The organism is Nitrospirota bacterium, assembly GCA_020851375.1.
Classification (GTDB): domain Bacteria; phylum Nitrospirota; class 9FT-COMBO-42-15; order HDB-SIOI813; family HDB-SIOI813; genus RBG-16-43-11.
Window position 1 is genome coordinate 54,561 of sequence record JADZCV010000008.1, and the last position, 20,679, is coordinate 75,239.

At 45.3% G+C, this 20,679-nt stretch carries 24 protein-coding genes and 1 other RNA gene; 12 read left to right on the forward strand and 13 right to left on the reverse strand.

Annotation, left to right across the window (positions count from 1 at the left end; all coding sequences use genetic code 11):
* Positions 1-1,209 (forward strand): glycosyl transferase, encoded by a 1,209-nt coding sequence (locus IT393_02080; protein MCC7201438.1) that lies wholly within the window; start codon positions 1-3, stop codon positions 1,207-1,209.
* 48 nt (positions 1,210-1,257) lie between these two features.
* Here the strand turns inward: IT393_02080 and IT393_02085 are convergent, their stop codons facing one another.
* On the reverse strand, positions 1,258-1,611 hold the full coding sequence (locus IT393_02085) for a hypothetical protein (GenBank protein ID MCC7201439.1): 354 nt from the start codon (positions 1,609-1,611) through the stop codon (positions 1,258-1,260).
* A gap of 135 nt (positions 1,612-1,746) precedes the next feature.
* On the opposite strand from IT393_02085, the gene IT393_02090 reads away from it, so the two are divergent.
* From IT393_02090 to IT393_02125, 8 genes are all read left to right on the forward strand, one after another.
* Positions 1,747-2,817 carry a mechanosensitive ion channel gene (locus tag IT393_02090; GenBank protein MCC7201440.1) on the forward strand — a complete coding sequence of 357 codons (1,071 nt, stop codon included), beginning with the start codon at positions 1,747-1,749 and terminating at the stop codon, positions 2,815-2,817.
* 179 nt (positions 2,818-2,996) lie between these two features.
* Complete coding sequence (locus IT393_02095; protein MCC7201441.1) at positions 2,997-3,431, forward strand: NfeD family protein; 435 nt, start codon at positions 2,997-2,999, stop codon at positions 3,429-3,431.
* Between the two features lie 13 nt (positions 3,432-3,444).
* Positions 3,445-4,389, forward strand: coding sequence for a paraslipin (locus tag IT393_02100; protein MCC7201442.1), 945 nt, complete (start codon positions 3,445-3,447; stop codon positions 4,387-4,389).
* A 301-nt stretch (positions 4,390-4,690) separates the two neighbouring features.
* On the forward strand, positions 4,691-5,056 hold the full coding sequence (locus IT393_02105) for a YbaN family protein (protein ID MCC7201443.1): 366 nt from the start codon (positions 4,691-4,693) through the stop codon (positions 5,054-5,056).
* A gap of 387 nt (positions 5,057-5,443) precedes the next feature.
* Positions 5,444-5,917, forward strand: a complete 474-nt coding sequence (locus IT393_02110; GenBank protein MCC7201444.1) for a cation:proton antiporter — start codon at positions 5,444-5,446, stop codon at positions 5,915-5,917.
* A 142-nt stretch (positions 5,918-6,059) separates the two neighbouring features.
* A complete protein-coding gene (locus IT393_02115) occupies positions 6,060-6,260 on the forward strand; it encodes a hypothetical protein (GenBank protein MCC7201445.1) in 201 nt (66 codons plus the stop codon).
* A gap of 91 nt (positions 6,261-6,351) precedes the next feature.
* Positions 6,352-6,531 carry a hypothetical protein gene (locus tag IT393_02120; protein ID MCC7201446.1) on the forward strand — a complete coding sequence of 60 codons (180 nt, stop codon included), beginning with the start codon at positions 6,352-6,354 and terminating at the stop codon, positions 6,529-6,531.
* Between the two features lie 52 nt (positions 6,532-6,583).
* Positions 6,584-6,793, forward strand: a complete 210-nt coding sequence (locus IT393_02125) for a DUF2283 domain-containing protein (protein ID MCC7201447.1) — start codon at positions 6,584-6,586, stop codon at positions 6,791-6,793.
* A gap of 82 nt (positions 6,794-6,875) precedes the next feature.
* On the opposite strand, the gene IT393_02130 is transcribed toward IT393_02125, so the two are convergent.
* Positions 6,876-7,085, reverse strand: coding sequence for a DUF2283 domain-containing protein (locus tag IT393_02130; protein MCC7201448.1), 210 nt, complete (start codon positions 7,083-7,085; stop codon positions 6,876-6,878).
* The gene (locus IT393_02135) at positions 7,086-7,349 is read right to left on the reverse strand and encodes a hypothetical protein (protein MCC7201449.1); all 264 of its coding nucleotides are present in this window, start codon (positions 7,347-7,349) and stop codon (positions 7,086-7,088) included. It lies immediately after the preceding gene.
* 100 nt (positions 7,350-7,449) lie between these two features.
* Here IT393_02135 and IT393_02140 point away from each other — a divergent pair, with 100 nt between their 5' ends.
* The 3 genes from IT393_02140 to IT393_02150 all read left to right on the forward strand — a co-directional run bounded on the left by IT393_02140 (position 7,450) and on the right by IT393_02150 (position 9,381).
* Complete coding sequence (locus IT393_02140) at positions 7,450-7,665, forward strand: hypothetical protein (GenBank protein MCC7201450.1); 216 nt, start codon at positions 7,450-7,452, stop codon at positions 7,663-7,665.
* Between the two features lie 106 nt (positions 7,666-7,771).
* Positions 7,772-8,545 carry a hypothetical protein gene (locus tag IT393_02145; GenBank protein MCC7201451.1) on the forward strand — a complete coding sequence of 258 codons (774 nt, stop codon included), beginning with the start codon at positions 7,772-7,774 and terminating at the stop codon, positions 8,543-8,545.
* A complete protein-coding gene (locus IT393_02150; GenBank protein ID MCC7201452.1) occupies positions 8,542-9,381 on the forward strand; it encodes a nucleotidyl transferase AbiEii/AbiGii toxin family protein in 840 nt (279 codons plus the stop codon). The genes IT393_02145 and IT393_02150 overlap by 4 nt, the downstream gene beginning before the upstream one ends.
* A gap of 147 nt (positions 9,382-9,528) precedes the next feature.
* Here the strand turns inward: IT393_02150 and IT393_02155 are convergent, their stop codons facing one another.
* The 10 genes from IT393_02155 to IT393_02200 all read right to left on the reverse strand — a co-directional run bounded on the left by IT393_02155 (position 9,529) and on the right by IT393_02200 (position 20,624).
* Positions 9,529-10,899, reverse strand: a complete 1,371-nt coding sequence (locus IT393_02155; protein ID MCC7201453.1) for an exodeoxyribonuclease VII large subunit — start codon at positions 10,897-10,899, stop codon at positions 9,529-9,531.
* Complete coding sequence (locus tag IT393_02160; GenBank protein MCC7201454.1) at positions 10,892-11,674, reverse strand: TIGR00282 family metallophosphoesterase; 783 nt, start codon at positions 11,672-11,674, stop codon at positions 10,892-10,894. The genes IT393_02155 and IT393_02160 overlap by 8 nt, the downstream gene beginning before the upstream one ends.
* Positions 11,675-11,745: 71 nt before the next feature.
* The gene (gene rny / locus IT393_02165; protein MCC7201455.1) at positions 11,746-13,308 is read right to left on the reverse strand and encodes a ribonuclease Y; all 1,563 of its coding nucleotides are present in this window, start codon (positions 13,306-13,308) and stop codon (positions 11,746-11,748) included.
* A gap of 11 nt (positions 13,309-13,319) precedes the next feature.
* Complete coding sequence (locus IT393_02170; GenBank protein ID MCC7201456.1) at positions 13,320-14,645, reverse strand: replication-associated recombination protein A; 1,326 nt, start codon at positions 14,643-14,645, stop codon at positions 13,320-13,322.
* A 203-nt stretch (positions 14,646-14,848) separates the two neighbouring features.
* A non-coding RNA gene (gene ssrS / locus IT393_02175) (6S RNA) lies at positions 14,849-15,031 on the reverse strand.
* Positions 15,032-15,046: 15 nt separating this feature from the next.
* On the reverse strand, positions 15,047-15,349 hold the full coding sequence (locus IT393_02180) for a cell division protein ZapA (GenBank protein ID MCC7201457.1): 303 nt from the start codon (positions 15,347-15,349) through the stop codon (positions 15,047-15,049).
* Complete coding sequence (gene zapB / locus IT393_02185) at positions 15,342-15,614, reverse strand: cell division protein ZapB (GenBank protein ID MCC7201458.1); 273 nt, start codon at positions 15,612-15,614, stop codon at positions 15,342-15,344. The genes IT393_02180 and zapB overlap by 8 nt, the downstream gene beginning before the upstream one ends.
* A 21-nt stretch (positions 15,615-15,635) precedes the next feature.
* On the reverse strand, positions 15,636-17,906 hold the full coding sequence (locus IT393_02190; GenBank protein MCC7201459.1) for a GGDEF domain-containing protein: 2,271 nt from the start codon (positions 17,904-17,906) through the stop codon (positions 15,636-15,638).
* Positions 17,896-18,381: a DUF4388 domain-containing protein gene (locus IT393_02195; GenBank protein ID MCC7201460.1), complete on the reverse strand. Its 486-nt coding sequence runs from the start codon at positions 18,379-18,381 to the stop codon at positions 17,896-17,898. The genes IT393_02190 and IT393_02195 overlap by 11 nt, the downstream gene beginning before the upstream one ends.
* A gap of 38 nt (positions 18,382-18,419) precedes the next feature.
* Entirely contained in the window at positions 18,420-20,624 is a 2,205-nt protein-coding gene (locus IT393_02200; protein MCC7201461.1) for a tetratricopeptide repeat protein, read from the reverse strand.
* Between the last annotated feature and the right edge of the window lie 55 nt (positions 20,625-20,679).

Sequence of the window (20,679 nt, forward strand, 5' to 3'; positions counted from 1 at the left end):
ATGGCGGATTTCTATCAGACTGATTTAATAATTACATTGCACAGGCTTGGAAGTCCGGGGCTGGAAAGGATTGAGTCTGAACTCAGGGAATTTTCCAGACAGCGTCCCATTGCGCTGGTGCTCCCTGCGCTCGTTACTGAGTTTCAGAGAGATGCTATCAAAGGTATAATTGCAGAGTTAAAAAAGGTCAGATACCTCAGTGAGATTATCCTGGTTCTTGGCAGGGCAAGTGACAAGGAATTCAGTTATGTCCGGGAGTTCATGTCCCAGCTTCCATGTGAAGTCAGGATTATTCATAATGAGGGTAAAAGGGTTAAGGAGATTTATGCCACACTCGAGAGAAATAATGTCTCGGCGGGCGAGGATGGGAAAGGACGCTCTGCATGGTTTGCCTATGGATACATATTAGCCAATGCACAATCTGAAGTCATTGCGCTGCACGATTGTGACATAGTTACATACAACCGGGAGATGCTCGCCAGATTATGCTATCCGGTTGCCAATCCTAATATAGACGTAGTGTTTTGCAAAGGCTTCTACAGCAGAATTACCGACAAGATGCACGGAAGGGTGACGCGCCTCTTAATGACTCCGCTCATCAGGGCCATGCAAAAACTTGTGGGGCCGAATCCATTCCTTCTTTTTCTGGACAGCTTCAGATATCCGCTTGCCGGGGAATTTGCAATGATAACTGATATGGCAAGGACTAACAGGATACCGTGGGATTGGGGGCTCGAGGTTGGCGTGCTGTCAGAGGTCTTCCGGAATTATTCACCGCACCGTGTCTGCCAGGTTGATATAGCGGATAACTATGAGCATAAGCATCAAATACTTTCCGCTGATGATGCCCAAAAAGGATTGATGAGGATGTCTGTGGACATTTGCAAGTCCATGTTCAGATTCCTTGCTGCAGAGGGGATTGTCATGTCAGACAGTTTTTTTAAATCGCTTCAGGTGGCATACATCAGACTTGCAGAGGATACCATGGTAAAATACGAGGCGGATGCAGCGATAAATGGACTCATATTTGACAGGCATGCGGAGGCAGGCGCTGCAGAGGCATTTGCAAACGCTATAAGGATAGCTTCTGAGGCATATTCAGAAAACCCTATGGCCGCCCCGCTGATCCCAAACTGGAACAGGGTTACATCAGCCATACCTGGAATTCTTGATATGCTGAAGAAGGCTGTAGACGAGGACAACAGATAATTATCCGGTATATAAACGCCAGTGTCTATGCCCCTGCAGAGCTGAAATCTATTTGATCCTTTTCTTCGTTCTGGCTATGACCTTCTTTACAGACTTCTGTGCCTCTTTTTCCAGTTTGACGATCTGTGATTCAATCTTCCTGATCTTTGAAATTGCGGTTTTGACCTTATTATCCAGCATAGGATTTTTCACTTTTGAACTTAAGTCATATATTTTGCCGCCCAACTCAGAAATCTCTTTTTGAACTTTTGTCTTAAGGAGAAATATCCGGTACCGTCTCTTGCCTTCTTCCGTCATTACTTCGGCCTTCTCTTTTGCTGATGCGACACCCTCTTTCATTACTGCCACCCCGTCCTTTAACCCTTTTTGCACATCTTTCTTGATCTTCTGCCAGAAATCCATCTTTTCCCCCTTTCATTTTCCAGTCTCCGGTTAATACTGCATCTGTTCCATCCAGGTCAGTTACATTTTTTCTTGATCAACTGGATATTTATTACTATACTTTAATTGTTTCGTGATTTCCAGACTATTCACATTATGGATTCAAATTTAAAAGGCATATTAATACCGTCAGCGACAACTATCCTGTCAATCGCTGTTCTGCTTGTCCTCAGGAATATAGCATTCGGAATCCTCAACAAATGGGCACGAATGACAGAAACAGACATTGACGACATCATCATCAGGTCTTTTAAGACCCCCTCCATCTACTGGATCATAGCAATAGGGCTGTATATCGGAGTCGCCATATCAGGGCTTCCTGAGAAATATATCTTTTATCTGAGCAAGACCATCCATGTCATTGTGATCCTTTCAGTTACGGTTGCTACAGCCAATCTGTCGGGTAAAATATTTACCACTTACATACAGAAGTCGAAACTGCCGATCCCCACAACAGGTCTTGCCAACGTTATATTAAAGGGGGTCATCCTGATTCTGGGTCTCCTGATTGCTTTAAGCGTCATCGGAATTTCTATCACCCCCTTTCTTACAGCCCTCGGAGTAGGCGGCCTTGCCGTTGCCCTTGCCCTTCAGGATACGCTGTCCAACCTCTTTGCAGGGGTACATATCCTTGTGGAAAAATCGGTCAGTGTCGGAGACTTCATCAAACTTGAGACCGGACAGGAAGGGTGCGTTGATGATATCACATGGAGGACTACCCGAATCAGGATGCCCAACAATAACATGGTTATCATACCTAACAGTAAACTCTCTCAAAGTATTGTGACAAATTACAATCTTCCTGAAAAGAGTATGTCACTCGCAATCCCCATCGGGGTCAGCTATTCTTCGGAACCTGAAAAGGTCGAGCAGATTCTGATCGAAGAGGCAACAAAGGCCGTTGGTCATATCCCCGGGCTGCTCGGAAATCCTGGGCCTGCTGTACGGTTTATCCCTGGTTTTGGAGAGAGCTCCCTTAATTTCACCCTCGTATGTCAGGTGAAGGAGTTTACGGACCAGTTTCCTGTTCAGCACGAACTGAGAAAGATTATACTTAAGAGGTTCAGGGAAGAAGGGATAGAGATACCTTTTCCGCACAGGACAGTCTATCTCCGGGAGGAAGATGAGTGGAAAAAACAGGAATCTTCGGGTTCCGGTAATTCGTAAATAACAAGAACGTCCTCATTCTTGCCCACCCTCATTTTTGGGGGTGGGCAAGGCAATTCGCCCCCCTGACGCCTGAGATTTTGGAGAAATGAAAGTTTCCTGTTGACAGCAAAATCTCATCCTGCTACCGTAACCTCATAAAAGCAAGTTCCTGGTGTGCAACGAGGTAAAAATAAATAATGGAATGGTGGATCTGGATTCTGCTCGGTCTTGCACTATTATTGGGGGAGCTGCTTACACCAGGCGGTTTCTATATTATTTTTTTCGGCATCGGTGCCATAGTGGTGGGTACACTTGCCGGTTTTGGTGTAGCGGGTCCTGCCTGGTTTCAGGTTATTCTATTCTGTGTAGCCTCGGTTGTCACCCTCGGGTTGTTTCGCGGACGGCTTCTCCAACTGACTTACGTAGAAAGCCGGGACGACATCGACAGCCTGGTTGGCGAAACAGCGGTCATGATGGAGGAAGTCCCGGTTAACAACGTTGGCAAAGCCGAGATGCGCGGGACATCCTGGAGTGCGCGTAACATTGGAGAGCGAACCTTGTCGCTCGGAGAGCGCTGTAAAGTGGAACGCGTTGAAGGCCTCACAATCTTCGTCCGCGCCGAACAAAAGTGAAACGGAGGAAACCATGGGCGTATTAAGTGTCGTCATCATATTGGCAGTTGTAATTATGGTTATCGTCGCCAAGACGGCCGTAGTAGTTCCGCAACAGAGTGCATACGTAGTTGAACGACTGGGAAAATACAGCGGCACGCTCAGCGCCGGGTTTCATATTCTCATCCCCTTCCTCGACGTGGTTCGCTACAGACATTCTTTGAAAGAGCAGGCCATAGATATACCGCCCCAGGTTTGTATAACAAGGGATAATGTGCAGGTTTCCGTTGATGGTGTGCTTTACCTGAAGACTCTTAACCCCGAGCGTGCTTCCTATGGTATCGGCGACTATATCTTCGGTATCACCCAGCTCGCCCAAACGACACTGCGCAGCGAGCTCGGTAAGATTGAGTTGGACCGCACCTTTGAAGAACGGACCAACATCAACACCCAGGTTGTCAGTGAACTGGACAAAGCCTCCGAGCCGTGGGGCATCAAAGTCATGCGCTATGAGATAAAGAATATTACGCCGCCTCAGGATATCCTTGCGGCAATGGAGAAACAGATGCGCGCAGAGCGGGAAAAACGGGCGCTCATTTTGACCTCCGAGGGACAAAGAGATGCCGCCATCAACAGTGCTGAGGGCGAGAAACAACAGGCGATCAAGGCCTCCGAGGGGAAGAAACAGCAGCAAATCAACGAAGCCGAAGGTCAGGCGGCAGCCATTCTCGCCATCGCTGATGCCACAGCTAACGGGATACGCAAGGTCGCCGAAGCGATTCAGCATCCAGGTGGGTTTGAGGCGGTGCAACTACGTGTCGCCGATAATTATCTGACTCAGTTCGGTAAACTTGCACAGGAAGGAAATACCATGATCTTGCCGGCTACCCTGAGTGATGTGGGCTCAATGGTCTCACTCGCAATGAACGTTATTCGACGCCAGGGCACGGGCAGCGCTGACGGGACAGGCAAATCGTAAGGTCCGGGATCGCTCCTCTATGTGGATGAACCCACTTATTACTTTTTGCAGCTTACTGTGAAGAAGCAGTCAAATCCTCGGAAGAAATCAGACCCATAGAACTGGACATCCTGTCTTTACAATCAGAGATCGGGGCCCGTGAGCTTGAACTGTCACCGGCCATTTATCGGCGGGACGATCGTATCCACTGTCTTCACGCTGTTCGTGGTTCCATGCGTTTATATCCTGCTGAGCCGTTTTGAAATGAATAAAAGGGCATGAACTGGCGAAGTGCCGGTAAATTGGATATAGTTGTATATATATGTATAAACTATTGCTCATTACATTGGGGCTTTTATGCGTTGGTCTGGCTGTTCTCGGCATATTCCTTCCGGTGTTGCCTACAACCCCTTTCCTGCTGCTGGCCCTTGCCTGTTTTGCAAAATCTTCAATAAAACTTCATCACTGGCTTTTGACAAATAAGACATTCGGCCCGCTTATCAAACAGTGGCATGAGACAAGGAGTATGCCCAGGAAGGCAAAGGTCTATGCGATCTTCTCTATTTTTATAGTAGGAGGTACATCGCTTATTTCTGTGGATACGTTTATCCTGAAACTGCTCTTAATTGCGGCACTCGTATTACCTGTTGTTATTATACTGAAAATCAAGACCACGGAGTCCTTGTAAGCCTTCTATCGAAGTTAAACTCTGAAATCAGTGCGTTGAGATTATCCGCTCCACATCAGCCCGTTCAAGCATCTCTTCCTTCATCAGAGCCTCTGCAAGGAGTTGAGTGACACCCATCGCCATACCGCGCAGGATGATACTGACCTTGTATATGCGAGCTCGTCCTTGTTTGACAGCGAAAATTAATCATGTTATCTTATCACTGCAAAAAACCGCCGGCTCGAGCTGTAACATCGCCATCCTCCTCTTCACACATCCGGCGAGAGAGCGGTTTACGATTGTTTTTTAGAGACGTCTCCTTCCCTGGTATGGCCCTATCACATGCCGTCTTATTGGATACCAGGAGGATACGCCTTTTTTGTTTTTCACAGCAATCAGGACTCTACCATGATAGCCGGCATTTCAATTGAAAACGCACTCTTAATAGCTTCAGTACTGATATTTATTTCTCTCGTTGCAGGGAAAACCTCATACAAATTAGGTTTACCTATATTAATCTTCTTCCTGGCAATAGGGATGCTGGCAGGTTCAGAAGGTATAGGCGGCATATACTTTGACAATCCTAAAGTGGCACAGGCTATCGGAGTCATCGCATTGAATGTTATCCTTTTCTCAGGAGGGTTTGACACGGACTGGAAGGCGATCAAACCCATTCTCTGGCAGGGATTAAGTCTGTCGACTATAGGTGTACTCCTGACAGGTATTTCTGTCGGACTCCTTGTCTGGGCAATATCAGACTTTACTATTTATGAGGGCTTATTACTGGGTTCGATTGTTTCTTCAACAGATTCAGCGGCAGTATTAGAGAGATCTGCACTATATCTTGAAGAAGCAAAAATGATGCAAAAGTTAGGCAGATGATGCAAAAATGATGCAATAAATAGTCCAAGACCGTTTCAAAGAGTTGCGGGATGGAGAGGTTACTATAGTATGCAGGCTATGGGGTAAAGAAAACGAACTTACCTGTTTTTGCCTTGAGAGCATGATATAGGAAGTAAGGAAAATGAAAGCTGTAATGAGCACAGAGTACAAAACGTCTTTTAAAGGGGTTAAAGAGCGCATATATATATATAAAGCCCAGTATGATGCTCTTAAGGCTGTAAATAAGGAACTTATAAATCTCTACCGGGGGGAGGCCCCAACGCTGACACCTCCGCCCTTGAGCGGCAGATTGATGAAATGGTCTATAAACTCTACGGCCTGACGCCGGAGGAGATTGCGATTGTGGAGGGACGGGATAACTATGCAAATTAAATATTCAAAGCACATTGAGGCAAGGATTTTAATGAGAAAAATTGAACATAATCTGCCTCAGAAAAAATTACGAACAGGCAGAGGAACGATTCATGGATAAAGAGACAGGGCATACAGTTGCAGTGATGAAGGGAGTATTATATGGAGAAGAAAGGGATATAATGGTAGCATACAGGCTTGACGATGCAGATGTTAAGCTGTTAACTATATACAACCTCTAAAGGAAGGGCAGAAGGAAAACAGGATTTAGTCAGGAAGATGGAGGAAAATCTAATGAATGATTTTAATGTTTTTTACGACGAAGAAGAGGACATTCTCTACCTTGCAAAAGAGGGAGAAGAAGCTGAGGTTGTGGAAGTATCTCCTGGAGTAAACATGGAACTTGACGGTCACGGCAAGCTTATAGGCGTTGAATTGTTTAAAGCATCACGCATGTTTAAGGGTGTTCTTAAATCAATGGAGAAGAAGCTTCATCTTGTATAGTTGCCTCTGCCTAAACAACAAATCATGTTGCGAAAGGCATTGCAGTTGACTATGCTGACGGCAAAAAAGCAAATTCCATAAACTACGCTTTCAAAACCTCATACTTAACAGGTAGAAGCCTGTCCAGGGTTACATGCCTGGAAGCATCAAGAATCTCTATTCCTACAATTCTATCATCCGCACCTATATCGAGTACAATATCTTCAGAGACTCGCCTGTTAATAACGTCCTGTTTTTTTTCATCCAGCCTGATATAAAGAAGATCAGTTTTATCATCATAACTAACTTTCATTTAACCCTCCCACTTTCCGTAAAATACATATACTGTAACAGTTATTATTGTATTTCCTTCAATAGTATAAAATACTTCAACCCTTTTCTGTTCATAATATGTGTCAAGACGATTTTTTTGAAAGCCATATACCTTAGCCTTTCCTATTCGTCCATATTTAGCAGGAATAGTTATTCCTGTATTAATTACTTCGATGATTTCATTTTCATTGGTTCCACGTTCTTCAGCGCGATGTAACGTGTGAGGGTCTATTTGTATTTCCATGACATTGTATTTTATTTTCGACCTGGAGATTAAATAAAAACTCCTTACAATATATAACACACATGATATAATTCTTCAAATACGACTTGGTGACATAGTTGTGCTTGCGTGCCAGACATGCAATGCATCGAGAGGCGATAAGGGCGTCTTTGAATGGCTCGGGTTGAAGGAAAAAGATAAGTTGCATCGCCTTGTGGCCGGCAAATACCTGAAACAATTATTTATTCTCCATGAGATGGCAGGGACTCTTAATGTGGACAAATCACAGCTTCCTGATTTGTGCAATAGATGTAAACTGACTGAAGTATGCAAGTGATAGAGTTAAGATAACAGTTGACCATTTACCTAAAGTGTTATATTATGTAAGCCATAGGTAGGCTGAGGAAATGACAAATGGCATGCAAAATGTAACAAGAAGCCCTTTGGGAAGAAAGGAAGCTCATTTTATTGCCAAAATAGGGATTCTCCCTGCTTTCAGCATTGCGGACGCTCGCCGCGTCCTTGGCCACAAGAAAAGTGATCCTACCAGACAATTTCTGGAACGCCTTCAAACTAAAGGGTGGATAAAGCGCATCAAACGAGGAAGATTCGCCGTCATTCCGCTTTCGTCAGGAGAAGACAGAACCCCTCAACTGCATGAATTCATTATTGCCATGGAGCTTGTATCGCCGGCTGCGATTGCATACTGGTCTGCTCTGAATTATCACGGCATGACAGAGCAGCTTCCCCGAACTGTGTTTGTGGCAACCAACCATCCTGTACGGCGGCCTCCGGGCGAGGTATTAGGTGTTATCTACAAAATTATTTCGCTGCGGCCCGAGAGGTTTTTTGGTACTCAAAAAGATTGGATAGGCGAGATGCCATTTTTTGTAACAGACAGAGAGAAGACGATCATTGACGGACTTGATCTTCCACAGTATGTCGGGGGAGTAGGGGAAATAGCCAAAGCACTGTTGACTTCCTGGAAACAGCTCGATGAATCCAGACTTAGGAAATATGCAGCCAGGATTGGAAACAGCGCAGTTGCCAAGCGTCTCGGGTTTTTAATGGAAACACTGGGGTTGGGCGATGTTGAAATGCTCCGGAAACTCGTTACGCTTTCGCCAGGATTTTCGCTACTCGATCCTGCACTGCCGCGGCGCGGAAAATACAACCGCCGGTGGGGGCTTCTGATTAATGCGGTGATTAAGGCATGATTACAACTGCAGAACTACATAGGGTAGCTGAAAAAGAGGGACTCAGATTCGACCAGACTGAAAAGGATTACATTATCCTTTGGGTTCTATGGGGACTGACACATTCAGGGCTGGTTAGGCATGGATGGGTATTCAAGGGGGGGACATGTCTTAGACACTGCTATTACAGGGGGTACAGGTTTTCCGAGGACATTGATTTTAGCTGCAGTCCTGGTGGCGATAATCTTGATGCATCCCTGCAATTACTTAAAAAGGCGGATGACAAGGTACAGAGTGATTCAGGGATCAGGATGACCGTGAAAGAGCCAATATCTGTTCCCGGTGATTTTCAAATGGAGATTCCCATTGAGTACAGCAGGGGTAGCTTGCGCAGGCAAGGGTTGCCACAGGTCAGGATACACCTGACATTCGATGAGCCAATCCTTGAAACACCAATTGTCTGCACAATCAAAGCCAAGTCCAGGTATTCCGACCTTACCGCGTTCAAAATACAATCATACACAAAAACAGAAATCGTTTCGGAGAAGCTGCGTTCCCTTCTCCAGCAGCAGAATAAATGGCCTCGGCCCAGGGATTTATATGACCTCTGGTATATGTTGTGTTACTCTGGCGAACACTTCTCATGGGCTGAGTTATTTCCGATGTTTCAGGAAAAATGCCGGACCAGGGATATCACACCTGATCTTTCCGGGGTGACATCTGACAGTCTCAGGGAATTGAACATAAATGTTTGGCGAGACCGCCTGGGGCCGATGCTTAAGGAGTTACCGGATTTTGAACTTATATGGAAGGAATGGACAGAAACATTTCGTAGAATTACAGGAGAAAATATATGAGCATCCCATATGTCATGGATAACCATGCTCATAAGCTCTCGGAGTTAATATATGCAGGAGTATGCAAAACTGATCTCGAGATCAACTTATGGCACGCTTCAGCAAGGTTTTATTGAAGTATGCAGGTGATGGAGGAAAGAGAACGAACTAACCTGTTTTTGCCTTGAAAGCATATTTAATCTCCTCAACAATGCAGGTAATGGCGCCCTCATGGAGCCTGACATCTACCTTATCCCCACGCTGCACCTCAGAAGACAGCTTTACTATAGTCCGGTCAGGCAGCTTGTATGTAATGCTGTAACCCCTCGACAGGATGGCAAGGGGGCTGAGGTTGTCGAGCATTGCAATCAGGCTGTGGAATTCCTTCTTTTTTAATTCAACAAGATGAAAGAAATTTCTGCACAGGGAATTTATCATGGCATCCATTCTCTGTTTGTTCAGAACTATTTTATTCCGGGGATTGAAGGAGTTTACATCCTTGATCAGTTTCTCGATGTGATGTTGTCTGTCTTTAATGATCCGCTGAATCCCGTTGATCAGCCTCGTATCTATTTCATCCAGCCTCTGAAAACGCCTTCCGATCTCACGTGCCGGGCTGAATATCCTTCGGCTCAGTGAGTATATTTGCTCCCTCTTCTTTTCAAAGAAGGTGTTCTTTGCATACAACAGCCTCTGATGGAGTGTCCCGATATACCGCTGGATATCTTCCTTGTTTTTAACGACCATTTCTGCTGCTGCAGATGGCGTAGGCGCCCGCAGGTCTGCAACAAAGTCAGAGATAGTGTAGTCTATCTCATGTCCTACAGCGGAAATGACAGGTATGCCTGAGTTGTATATTGCCCGTGCCACTGCCTCTTCATTAAAGGGCCAGAGGTCTTCTATTCCTCCTCCTCCTCTTGTGACTATAATAACCTCAATCCCTTCCAGGCTATTCAGCGCAGCAATTGCATCAACGATCTCAGGCGCTGCCCTCTCCCCCTGTACCGCTGCAGGGGCGATCACTATTTCCACATTGGCGAAACGCCTGTCTATCACTTTAAGGATATCCCTTATTGCAGCGCCTGTGGGTGATGTAACTATGCCTATCTTTCTGGGGAAGGCCGGTATCGGCCTCTTCCTTGTTTCATTAAACAAACCTTCTTTGGAAAGCCTCTCCTTTAATTGTTCAAAGGCCATGAGGAGCGCCCCAACGCCCTTTGGCTCTATGTATTCTATAACGATCTGATATTCTCCCCTGAACTCATACACAGTTATCCTGCCGCGGCAGAGGACATGAAGGCCGTCCTTCGGCACAAATTTGAGCATACGGCCTGAGGAGCGGAACAACACCGCCTTTATCTGGGATGTGTTGTCTTTCAGGGTAAAATAGATGTGTCCTGAGGAGGGTACACGGAAATTGTAGATTTCACCTTCTACCCAGACGTCGGTAAAATTTCCTTCAAGAGTGGATTTGATAACAGAGGTAAGTTCAGAGACTGTGAGGATCTGCCGGAACGGCATCTCTGTCTGCTCATCCATCGCTTAAATGCAGCCTTTCTATTGACGTTGCCTTTCCGTCCGTCTCATTGATGTCAATGACAGCGCCTGAGAGGACAGGACGGCCTTTGGCCACTTCAAAGCGTTTTGGCATCAGGGTCAGGTATTTCTCAATCACCATATCCTTCTCTATGCCTATCACGGAGTTTAAGGGGCCGGTCATCCCAACATCAGTAATATAGGCTGTCCCCTTTGGCAGGATCTGTTCATCAGCTGTCTGGACATGCGTATGAGTGCCGATGATTGCGGAAACCTTTCCATCCGCATACCAGCCGAAGGCAATCTTTTCAGACGTTGCCTCAGCATGAAAGTCAACAATGATGATGTCTGATTCAGCCTTGAGCCTCTTGTATTCACGGTCAAAACAACGAAATGGGCAGTCGAAATTTCCCATAAAGACCCGGCCGGTGAGATTAAGGACCACCACCTTATCACGCGTATTCGTATAGGCTGTGAAACTTCCGTGTCCTGGGACGCCATCAGGGTAGTTTGCAGGCCTCAGGAGCCTTCCCTCCTTTTCAAGATAGGGGACGATCTCCTTCTTGTCCCATATGTGATTGCCTGAGGTAATTACATTGATCCCGGCATCTAACAGTTCATCCGCAATCTTGGGCGTTATGCCAAAACCGCCTGCTGCATTTTCACCATTTGCAATGACAAGGTTGATGCGGTATTCATCAACAACCGCCTCAAGTCTTTTTGAAATGGTCTTCCGTCCGGCCTCGCCTATGATGTCACCTATAAAAAGTATGCGCATAATTCAATCCCATGAAGTTAATCGCACGAACGCAAGAAATGACTTTAGACAAGGCATTTATTACGTTCGTGCTATTTTGCCAGCTCCACATACCGGCTTTCCCTTATTACAGTAACCTTAATCTGTCCGGGATATGTCAATTCATCATGTATCTTCTTTGCCATATCACGTGCGATCTGTGCGGCCTCTGCATCGGATATGTTTTCATGTTTTACTATGACTCGTATCTCCCTTCCGGCAGATATGGCATAGGCCTTGTCTATCCCTTTAAAGGATGTTGCAACCTTCTCCAGGTTCTCAAGCCTCTTGATATATGCCTCAAAGGTCTCTCTCCTCGCCCCTGGTCTGGCTCCGGACAGTGCATCTGAAGCAGCAACGAGTACACTCTCAACACAGTTGGGTTCAACATCCCCGTGGTGTGAGACTATTGCATTCTGGACCTTTGCATTCTCGCCATATTTTTTTGCGATATCCAGTCCGAGGGCTGTATGCGCCCCTTCATGCTCATGGGTCACGGCCTTGCCTATATCATGAAGAAGCGCCATCCTCTTGCATAATGTAACGTCAAGTTTGAGTTCGGATGCCATCATGCCGCAGATAAAGGCCACCTCTCTTGCATGCCAGAGGTTGTTCTGGCCATAGCTTGTCCTGTATTTGAGACGGCCCAATAGTTTAACAATCTCCGGATGGACGTTCTGGATACCGAGTTCAAACAATACCTTCTCTGCATCCTCCTTCATTCCCTTTTCTACATCCTTCCTCACCTTGTCAACAAGGTCCTCGATGCGTCCCGGATGGATCCTGCCGTCGGCAATAAGTTTCTCAAGGGTTTGCCTTGCAACCTCACGGCGTACAGGATCAAATCCGGATATAATTACAGCCTCTGGTGTATCATCTACAATAAAGTCTACGCCGGTGGCGCTCTCGAGGGCGCGTATATTCCGTCCTTCCCTTCCGATGATCCTTCCCTTCATCTCATCATTAGGCAGGTTTACAACTGATACAGCCACCTCTGTCACATGTTCATTGGCATACCTCTGGATAGCGGTTGTTATAATTTCCTTGGCCTTTTTCTCTGCCTCGTTTTTTGCCTCATCCTCGATATGCTTCATTATTTTGGCTGCTTCGAACTTAGCCTCATCCTCCATCACCTGCATCAGGTGTTTCTTTGCCTCTTCTGCAGACATGCCTGATATGCGTTCCAGTTGTTCTCTTGCTGAGCGTAATGCCTGCTCATACTGCTCCATCTTTTCTGTGGCAAGCTTTTCCCTGGTTGATAGTTCCCGGTCTTTTCTGTGAAGGTCATTATCCTTCCTGTCCAGCTGATCCCCCTTCTTGTCCAGGTGGGTCTCCTTCTGGCCGAGTTTCTTCTCAAGGCTCAAAAGCTCAGTCTGTTTGTCCTTGGTTTCACGTTCGATATCCATCCTCGCCTGATAGAGTTTATCCTTGGCCTCAATCTCAATTTCTTTTCTCTTTGTTTCAGCCTCTCTCTCAGCATCCCTGATTATCCTCTCAGCCTGCTCGCGCCCCTCCTTAACCTTGTCCTCCATCATCCTGTTTCTTATAATAAATCCGGCGATTACCCCGATTATCAGCCCGGCAATTCCTAAAATTGTCACCTCTATAATTTCCATAAATTCCATTTTTAATTTCCCCTTCCGTCCTTAATCCCTGCCTGTTTTGACGAATTTAATTCTGCAGCCCTCTTCCTGACATTTGCCTCGTAACCGTTTGAAGTCGGGTGATAATAAACGGCCGGCTTCAGCAAATATTTCTGCTCCACAAAACCTCCGTAATCATGTGGATATTTGTAACCCTTTCCCCTCTCAAGCCTTGAAGAACCTTTGTAGCTGCTGTCTTTCAGGTAATCCGGAACAGCCTGAACCACCCCATTTTCGATTTCTCTCAATGCCGCATCAATTCCAACGTAGGAGGCATTGCTCTTTGGTGCAGTAGCCACATAGACTGCTGCCTCTGCAAGGGGTATCCTCCCCTCAGGCATCCCAATGGCCTCGAGCGCATGAAGCGCTGAAACTGCAACAGTCAGCGCCCGTGGGTCCGCCATGCCGACATCCTCAGATGCGCAGATTACGATTCGCCTTGCTATAAAGAGAGGATCTTCCCCTGAGTAGATCATTTTTGCAAGCCAGTAGAGGGAGGCATCAGGATCAGACCCCCGCATACTCTTTATAAAGGCCGATATCGTGTCATAGTGGCTGTCTCCGTCATCATACTGAACATACTTCTTCTGAACAGATTCTGCTGCAACATTCAGATCATATAATATCTCTCCTTTTTCATCCGGTTTTGTAGTTAAGACGCCTGTTTCAAGGGCGTTTAAGAGCCTTCTTGCATCTCCTTCTGAAGAGCGTATGAGATGCTCCCTGGCATCCCTTGTCACGCAGACATGATAATTATCCAATCTTTCTTCACTGCAGGCTATCGCCCTGTCGAGGATAATATTCAATTCTTCTTCAGACAGTGGCTTGAACTCTATGATCAGTGTCCGTGAGGACAATGGAGGTATGATAGAAAAAAAGGGGTTTTGTGTCGAGACGCCGATTAATATTATGATTCCCTGTTCAACATGCGGGAGCAGGGCATCCTGCTGTGCCTTATTGAACCGGTGAATCTCGTCAATAAACAGTATGGTCTTATCGTTTCCGGAGTCCCTCCATTCCCTGGCCCGTTCTATGGAATTACGTATATCGGCTATCCCTGCAGTGACTGCATTGATCTCGATAAATTGTGCCTTTGTAAGGTTTGCTATCAGATGGGCAATAGCAGTCTTGCCGCTTCCCGGAGGGCCAAAGATTATCAGAGACCTTACTCTGTCTGCGGTGATAATGCGTCTGAGCAATTTGCCGGGAGCCATTACGTGCCCCTGTCCGACAAAGTCCTCAAGCCTCTTAGGCCTCATCCGCCATGCAAGGGGCGCATTTTTATCATCTGTGAAATTGAATAAGTCCATTCTTCTCATCTTCATGCAAAAACACCTTCAACTATTACGCAGAAGAGAAGCGGGCTTTAAGACAGGTATTTTGAGGATGGTCTTATCAATACATAACGGGAATTACATCATCCCTCTGTTGTCATGTCTATATATTAATTGATTTTCCATCTTTGATATCAGATATATTATATCTCTACCCACCATATTAAACCCAGATCTCTCATTGCCCCACTATTGCCGTGTACAAAGGAAATTTTTACCTGGTCAGACCAAGTGGGCACCCTGACTGATACTTAAGGCGTCCCTTACTTAAAAGGGCATGCACACCGCATCTTTGAACAGGGTCCCCTTTTAAAAGCTGTTCGGTCAAAATTTCCTTAGTATCACGCACAGAGCAGGGCAATACTATAATAGCAAAATCACGACTTAAATTCAACTGAAAGGAGTTCCAGAAGTCTGTCAGCCTTTTCTTCAATTGCCGAGTCCCGTTCCTCCATCTCCTTTTTTAAGACAAACAACTCATGGGCAATATTTATTGCAGACAATACAGCCGTCTTTGCCGGGGTGGACAGTTTATGCCTGCCATGCATCTCGCGCATTTTAGAGTCAACATATTCAGCCAATTGCAAAACGTATCCCGCATCATTATTGCCCTTGATGACATATCTCTGGCCGAAGATCTCTACTTCAATCCCCTTGCCGGTCTCTTTTCCATTATTCAATGAGTTGGCTGCCACCTCCCACTCCTTTTAATGAGTCCAATAATTTCTCGATCCTTGTACGGACCTCGCCCCTTTCATCTTTCATCCTGTTGAACTCCTCTTCCGTCTTCTTATATGAATCAACCTTCTGCTGGAGGTCTTTATTAATGGAATCCTTCTCCTGAAGCCTCTTCTCGAGTTCGATTTTCTCGGTCTGGAGTCTTTTGATATACTCCATAACCTGGGTTACACGGTCTTCCAACACTTTAATCTTGTCTATACTCATAGGTTCTGTTCCTTTCTTTCATTAATATTGTTTGAGCTTTGAAGCCTTTTTTATCAATTCGTGCATGTCTTCACTGTCGTAAGGGTACGTACTATATCCCGCATATACTGCAAGTTCAGGTCTTTTTTCCTTTAGCACACTGAGGGCTGAGGCAATCCTGGTTGTTGCGTCCCTGACAGTCTGACCTGTATCAGGCAGAAGTATGGCAAACTTTGCATCCTTTAGTCTGACAAGGACGTCAATGTATCTGAAGGTCTCCTTCACTAACCTTGAAACGTCATTTATTATGATGTCATCTGCAGGTTTGACGTCAAGAAATATCAGTGACACAGAACGGTTATACCGTTTTGCCCGGTTAATCTCTTCAGGAAAACGCATCTGAAGGTAACGCTCATTTCTGAGGCCGGTCAGGTCGTCAATGGTTATCAGCGACTGTTTCTCACTGTAACGTTTTGCGTTTATTATACCCCGTGCAATATACTGGATGAAACGCTCTGCTATCTCTCTGTCATCATCACTGAATATGAGACTGCTGAATATTTCAGAGGCTGTTTTGTTATAAAAAGACAGTGTCCCGATCACCTTCCTTTCAAAAATTACGGGAAGCACCATTGCCGTCTTATAGTGAAAGTCGCCGGATAAGGAGTGTTTTGTCCGGGCCTCAGCATATTCAGACAGGTCATGAATCATGGCCGGAATCTTTGTCTGCATGACAGTATTTGTGAGTTCGTTGTCTATGTCGAGCAGTATCTGATCGGTCTTGTCCAGCTGAAGGCCGCAGGTTGATTTAATAACTGGTTTTTCATTCTCGATCAAACGGACAATAGCTATCTCAGAATCAAGGAGCATAGCTGATGACGAGGATGACAATGCGGTGATCTTTTCAATGTCAACTGTCGAGAGTATTTCAATTCCCTCTTCATTTACCGTGTATAGTTTCAGAATCTTCCGTGACATGCGGTGTCTTTCCACGTCATTGCTTAAAGAGACTGCCAGTTCCTGTCCTATATCATCCAGAGATGTGACTGCCCCTCTTGTCAGATTGTGGAGACAGGTAAATTCCATGGCAATTATACCCACACCTTCACCTCTTGCCACAAGCGGAAGGTACATAATAGAAAGGGCATCTTCCCTTTTTGCAAATTGAGCTGTACTGTTGTCCTCGGAGAGTGTTATCAGATTCTTTCTTTCCATTACCTCTCCCAGGATTCCAGCCCCGCTTCTAATCCTTATATCACCTGTCAGGAATGGGAGTTTTAGGGTTGTAGCCTGCAGCACGAGGTCGCCGGTAGCAGGGTCTTTCATATATATATGTGAGTCTTCAGCACCTGTGAGTCTGCGCAAAGTCCTGTTTACGTCATTCAGTTTTTGTCCCATAGGTTTTTCAGATCTGATTATCTTGGATGGTTCAGTCAAAATCCTGTTTTCTATATCCTGCACCCGTGCCTTTTCAGAATCAAGGGCATTCTCTATGGATTTTCCAAACAGGGCTGTATGAGACTGGATGAATGAGATATCGTCGCTGGCAAAATTTACACTATCAGCAGGATAATAAAGCCAGATCATGGCAGTTATGCCATCGTCTTTAAGAACCGGTATCACCCTCCCTGATTCCCACTGGTATAATTCCCTCTTTTCCACGACTGTTCTTATGATGTTGTCAGTTTCATAATCTTCCCCTATAGGAGAGACGAGCCTTCCCTTTTTTATGAAAAGGTCAGGACCAGTGCAAATGTCCTTGATAATCCTGTAACCACTGTCTTTGCTTAATATGGTAAGGCGGGATGAGACAGCATGCGTTCCAAGAAGTGCGGCTCTCAATAATAGCGCGCTGACCTCATTTAATGCATGTGCATGGGGGATTGCCGAGAGGCTGTTATGCACCACTTCAAGGGTCTTGTTCAGCCGGTCTGATATGAGGTGTCTTCTCTCTACCATGTCTGTCTTTGACTTGAGATCCCATACAAGTCCGGCAGAAGAGCCGTTCATAATTTCCGCAGGGTGGAGGTAGACCGAATAAATATCCTTATGGTATTTCTCAGGCTCCGTGTCTATTATCAGGTTTAGATTATGTATGGAGGAAAGAGATTGAAGCCTGTGAGAGAGGCCAAGATCAAGGTCGCTGGTAAATCTGTAACCGTATTCTGCAAGCCTGAAACCAATGGCCGATTTGTCAGGATCAACAAGCATCATCAATGAGACGTCAGGGTCTTTTCTCAAAAGTGAAAGGATCTTTAATCCCTCCTTTCCTGCGCCTATCACGGCAACCTTTGTCTTGCCGTCATGCTGCATTATTTATTGCCTTTATTAAGCCTTCTGCCTCTAATCTTTTCAGAAATTCGAAGGTCTCATCAACAACCGTATTGACTTCTTCTTTTACTGTTTCTACAGACACATTTTGTGCAGTAATCTCTTCCCTGTCCCTATGGGTTTCGCGGTACTCTATCCAGTCCAGAATGAGTGAATGGATGTCCTTCTCTATCCGTACACTTACATTCTCCTCAACAGAGGTTCCTATATAGAAATCAGCTCCTTCCCAGTCAAGCAGATGGAATAGGGCAGATTCCCCGCTAATGGAACCGGTCTTTGCATCAACGATCCTGCCGTCTTTAAGATAGATCTCCCCCTTTTCATTCCCCTTTTTGAGAAACAGGGTGCATGTTTTCTTATTTACAGAGAGTACCTGCAGGACGTCGGTCAGGTTAATGTCGAGGAGTGAGCCGGTATGTTCTTCTTCAGGGCGGTTCTCATCAGAGTGGTTTGTCAAGTCTGGCTCCCTTTTTTCGTCAGACTATACACCTTTTACTACAGGGTGTCAATCTTTGTGTCATTTTTATACAGGCGGTGATATTCCATATAACTTTTAAATACTTTCTTGACGTATTCCCTGGTCTCTTTATACGGAATGCCTTCTATGAACTCATCGAGTTCAACGCCGTCATGTTCATTTATCCACTTCTTAACTGCTTCCGGACCTGCATTATAACTTGCTATTGCGAGGAATATGTTTCCATCAAACTGTTTCAGCCTGTCTGCAAAGAATTTGGTTCCCAACTGAATATTTGTCTCAGGTTCAAATAATGATTCTCTCCCTGCATACGAATCCAGGGCAAGGCGTTTTGCAGTTCCAGGCATAAGCTGCATAAGGCCTAATGCTCCGGCAGGAGATACAGCCTCTTTGTTAAACCAGCTCTCTTCCCTTATTATGGCATGCACAAGGTATGGATCGAGATTATTCTGCGCTGCATATTTTGTAATTAGGTCGGTGTATCCGGCAGGGTATACCAGCGGCATCAGGCGTTCGTCCTGAACGTAGCCATTATCAGAGTGGATAGATGGTATATAAGGTCGTATCGTGTACATGGCCCTGTTATATTCTCCAAGAGAAGAGAAGATAGAAGCGAGCATAATGGATGTCTCTTTATTGGCATTAATCCGGTTGCGAAGCCTCAGAGTTTCGGCAATCGCCTCATCCCTTAAGCCAAGGTAGAGAAAGAGCCGGATGCGCGTCAGGCCTTGATCCTCACTCATGTCATTATTCCTGACACTTTGAATTGGTTTCAGAACCTCTAACTGTTCAGAGTTTGAAACGAGTTCAGGGTGACATGCATTATTTTCGTCATTCTTGTTATCCTGATAATAATATTTTGAAAACAGGCAATAAAAAGATTTATCATATTTACTGCACAATTTGCACAGGTCCTCATCCATAGCATCATAGTCCCCGGTTTTTCCCATTAGCTTAGCCCGCCAGTATATGGCCTGTGCCTTGTATGTATGTTCCGGGGAATTGATGATTTTATTAAATGTATTCAGTGCGCCGTCAAAATCGCCTGCCTTGTACAGGATCCATCCCTTTTTCCAGAGGCTGTCAGCCGCATAACTGCCTGAGGGATATTCCCTGAGCACCCTGTCAAGGTAAAAAAAGGCATTTTCTATATCATTCCTCTCAGCATAGATATTGCCAAGCCTGTATAATACCTCCGGATATCTGTCATCGCTTCTATACTTTTTCAGAAACCCGATACTGGAGGCAATAAACGCATCATCCTTTCCCTGCCGGAGGTAGTTTCTACCGAGCCAGTATAAGGCCTCAGACGCCTTTTCATCGTACGGATACTTCATTAGAAATAGCTCAAGGTTTTCCTCTGCCTCCTTCGACATCCGTAATTTTGAATAAGACATGCCAATCCTGAAAACAGCGTCCTTCTTTTTTGCCGTAGTGACTTCCTTTTTGAGTGACAATAATATCTTATATTCGGCTATCGCCTCTTCATAATAACCGGCATCATAATAGCTTGTTCCCCTCCTGAACGTATCCTCACTTGAAAGGGGAAGAGTGATCATGGTCTTTATAAGACGTGCCTCCCGGCTTAAAGGGTGATATATCCAGATTCTATTGAAGTACTCCCGGGCTTTTGACTCCCTCCCGTCCTTATGATAAATCGTTCCGATACTGTACAGCGCCTCAGGTACAGCAGAGTCCCTGGGATAAAGTTCCAGGAATTTATTAAAGCCGGCCACTGCCTCTTTTGTAAGGCCTGCAGCCATAAAATTTTTTGATGCCCCTGACAGGGCCTTTCTTTTGAATCCTGTTTCAGGGAATGAATCATAAACTCTTTTAAATAGTCTTGCCGCTTCTGAATAGTTGTCCTGCCTTTCATATGATTCCGCAGATCTGAATAGTGCATAATCAGCTATAAGAGGATAAAAAGATATGACCTGATCAAAGTATGTTTCAGCCCCGTCCAATCCGAGTTCTTCCATTATATGTCCGGTCATAAAAAGTGATGTGCCGGAAATCTCATGGTTGCTGATGTAAGGGAGGTTGTCTGCCAGAAATCTGAATTTTTCCATGGCATCGATGAGGTTTCCCTCTTTGTATTGATTTACGGCATCTTCGAAATAGGGTTCAGGAGAGAATGACCCATTTCCTGTCTCATTGGCATGCAAGTCAGGTGCTGTAAAGCCGATTATGAGCAGAAAAATAAGGACAAGCTTAAGGCGCATTTTAAAATTATAGCAGGAAATAACTCTTACTGTCAGCAAGGAAGATTTCTCTATT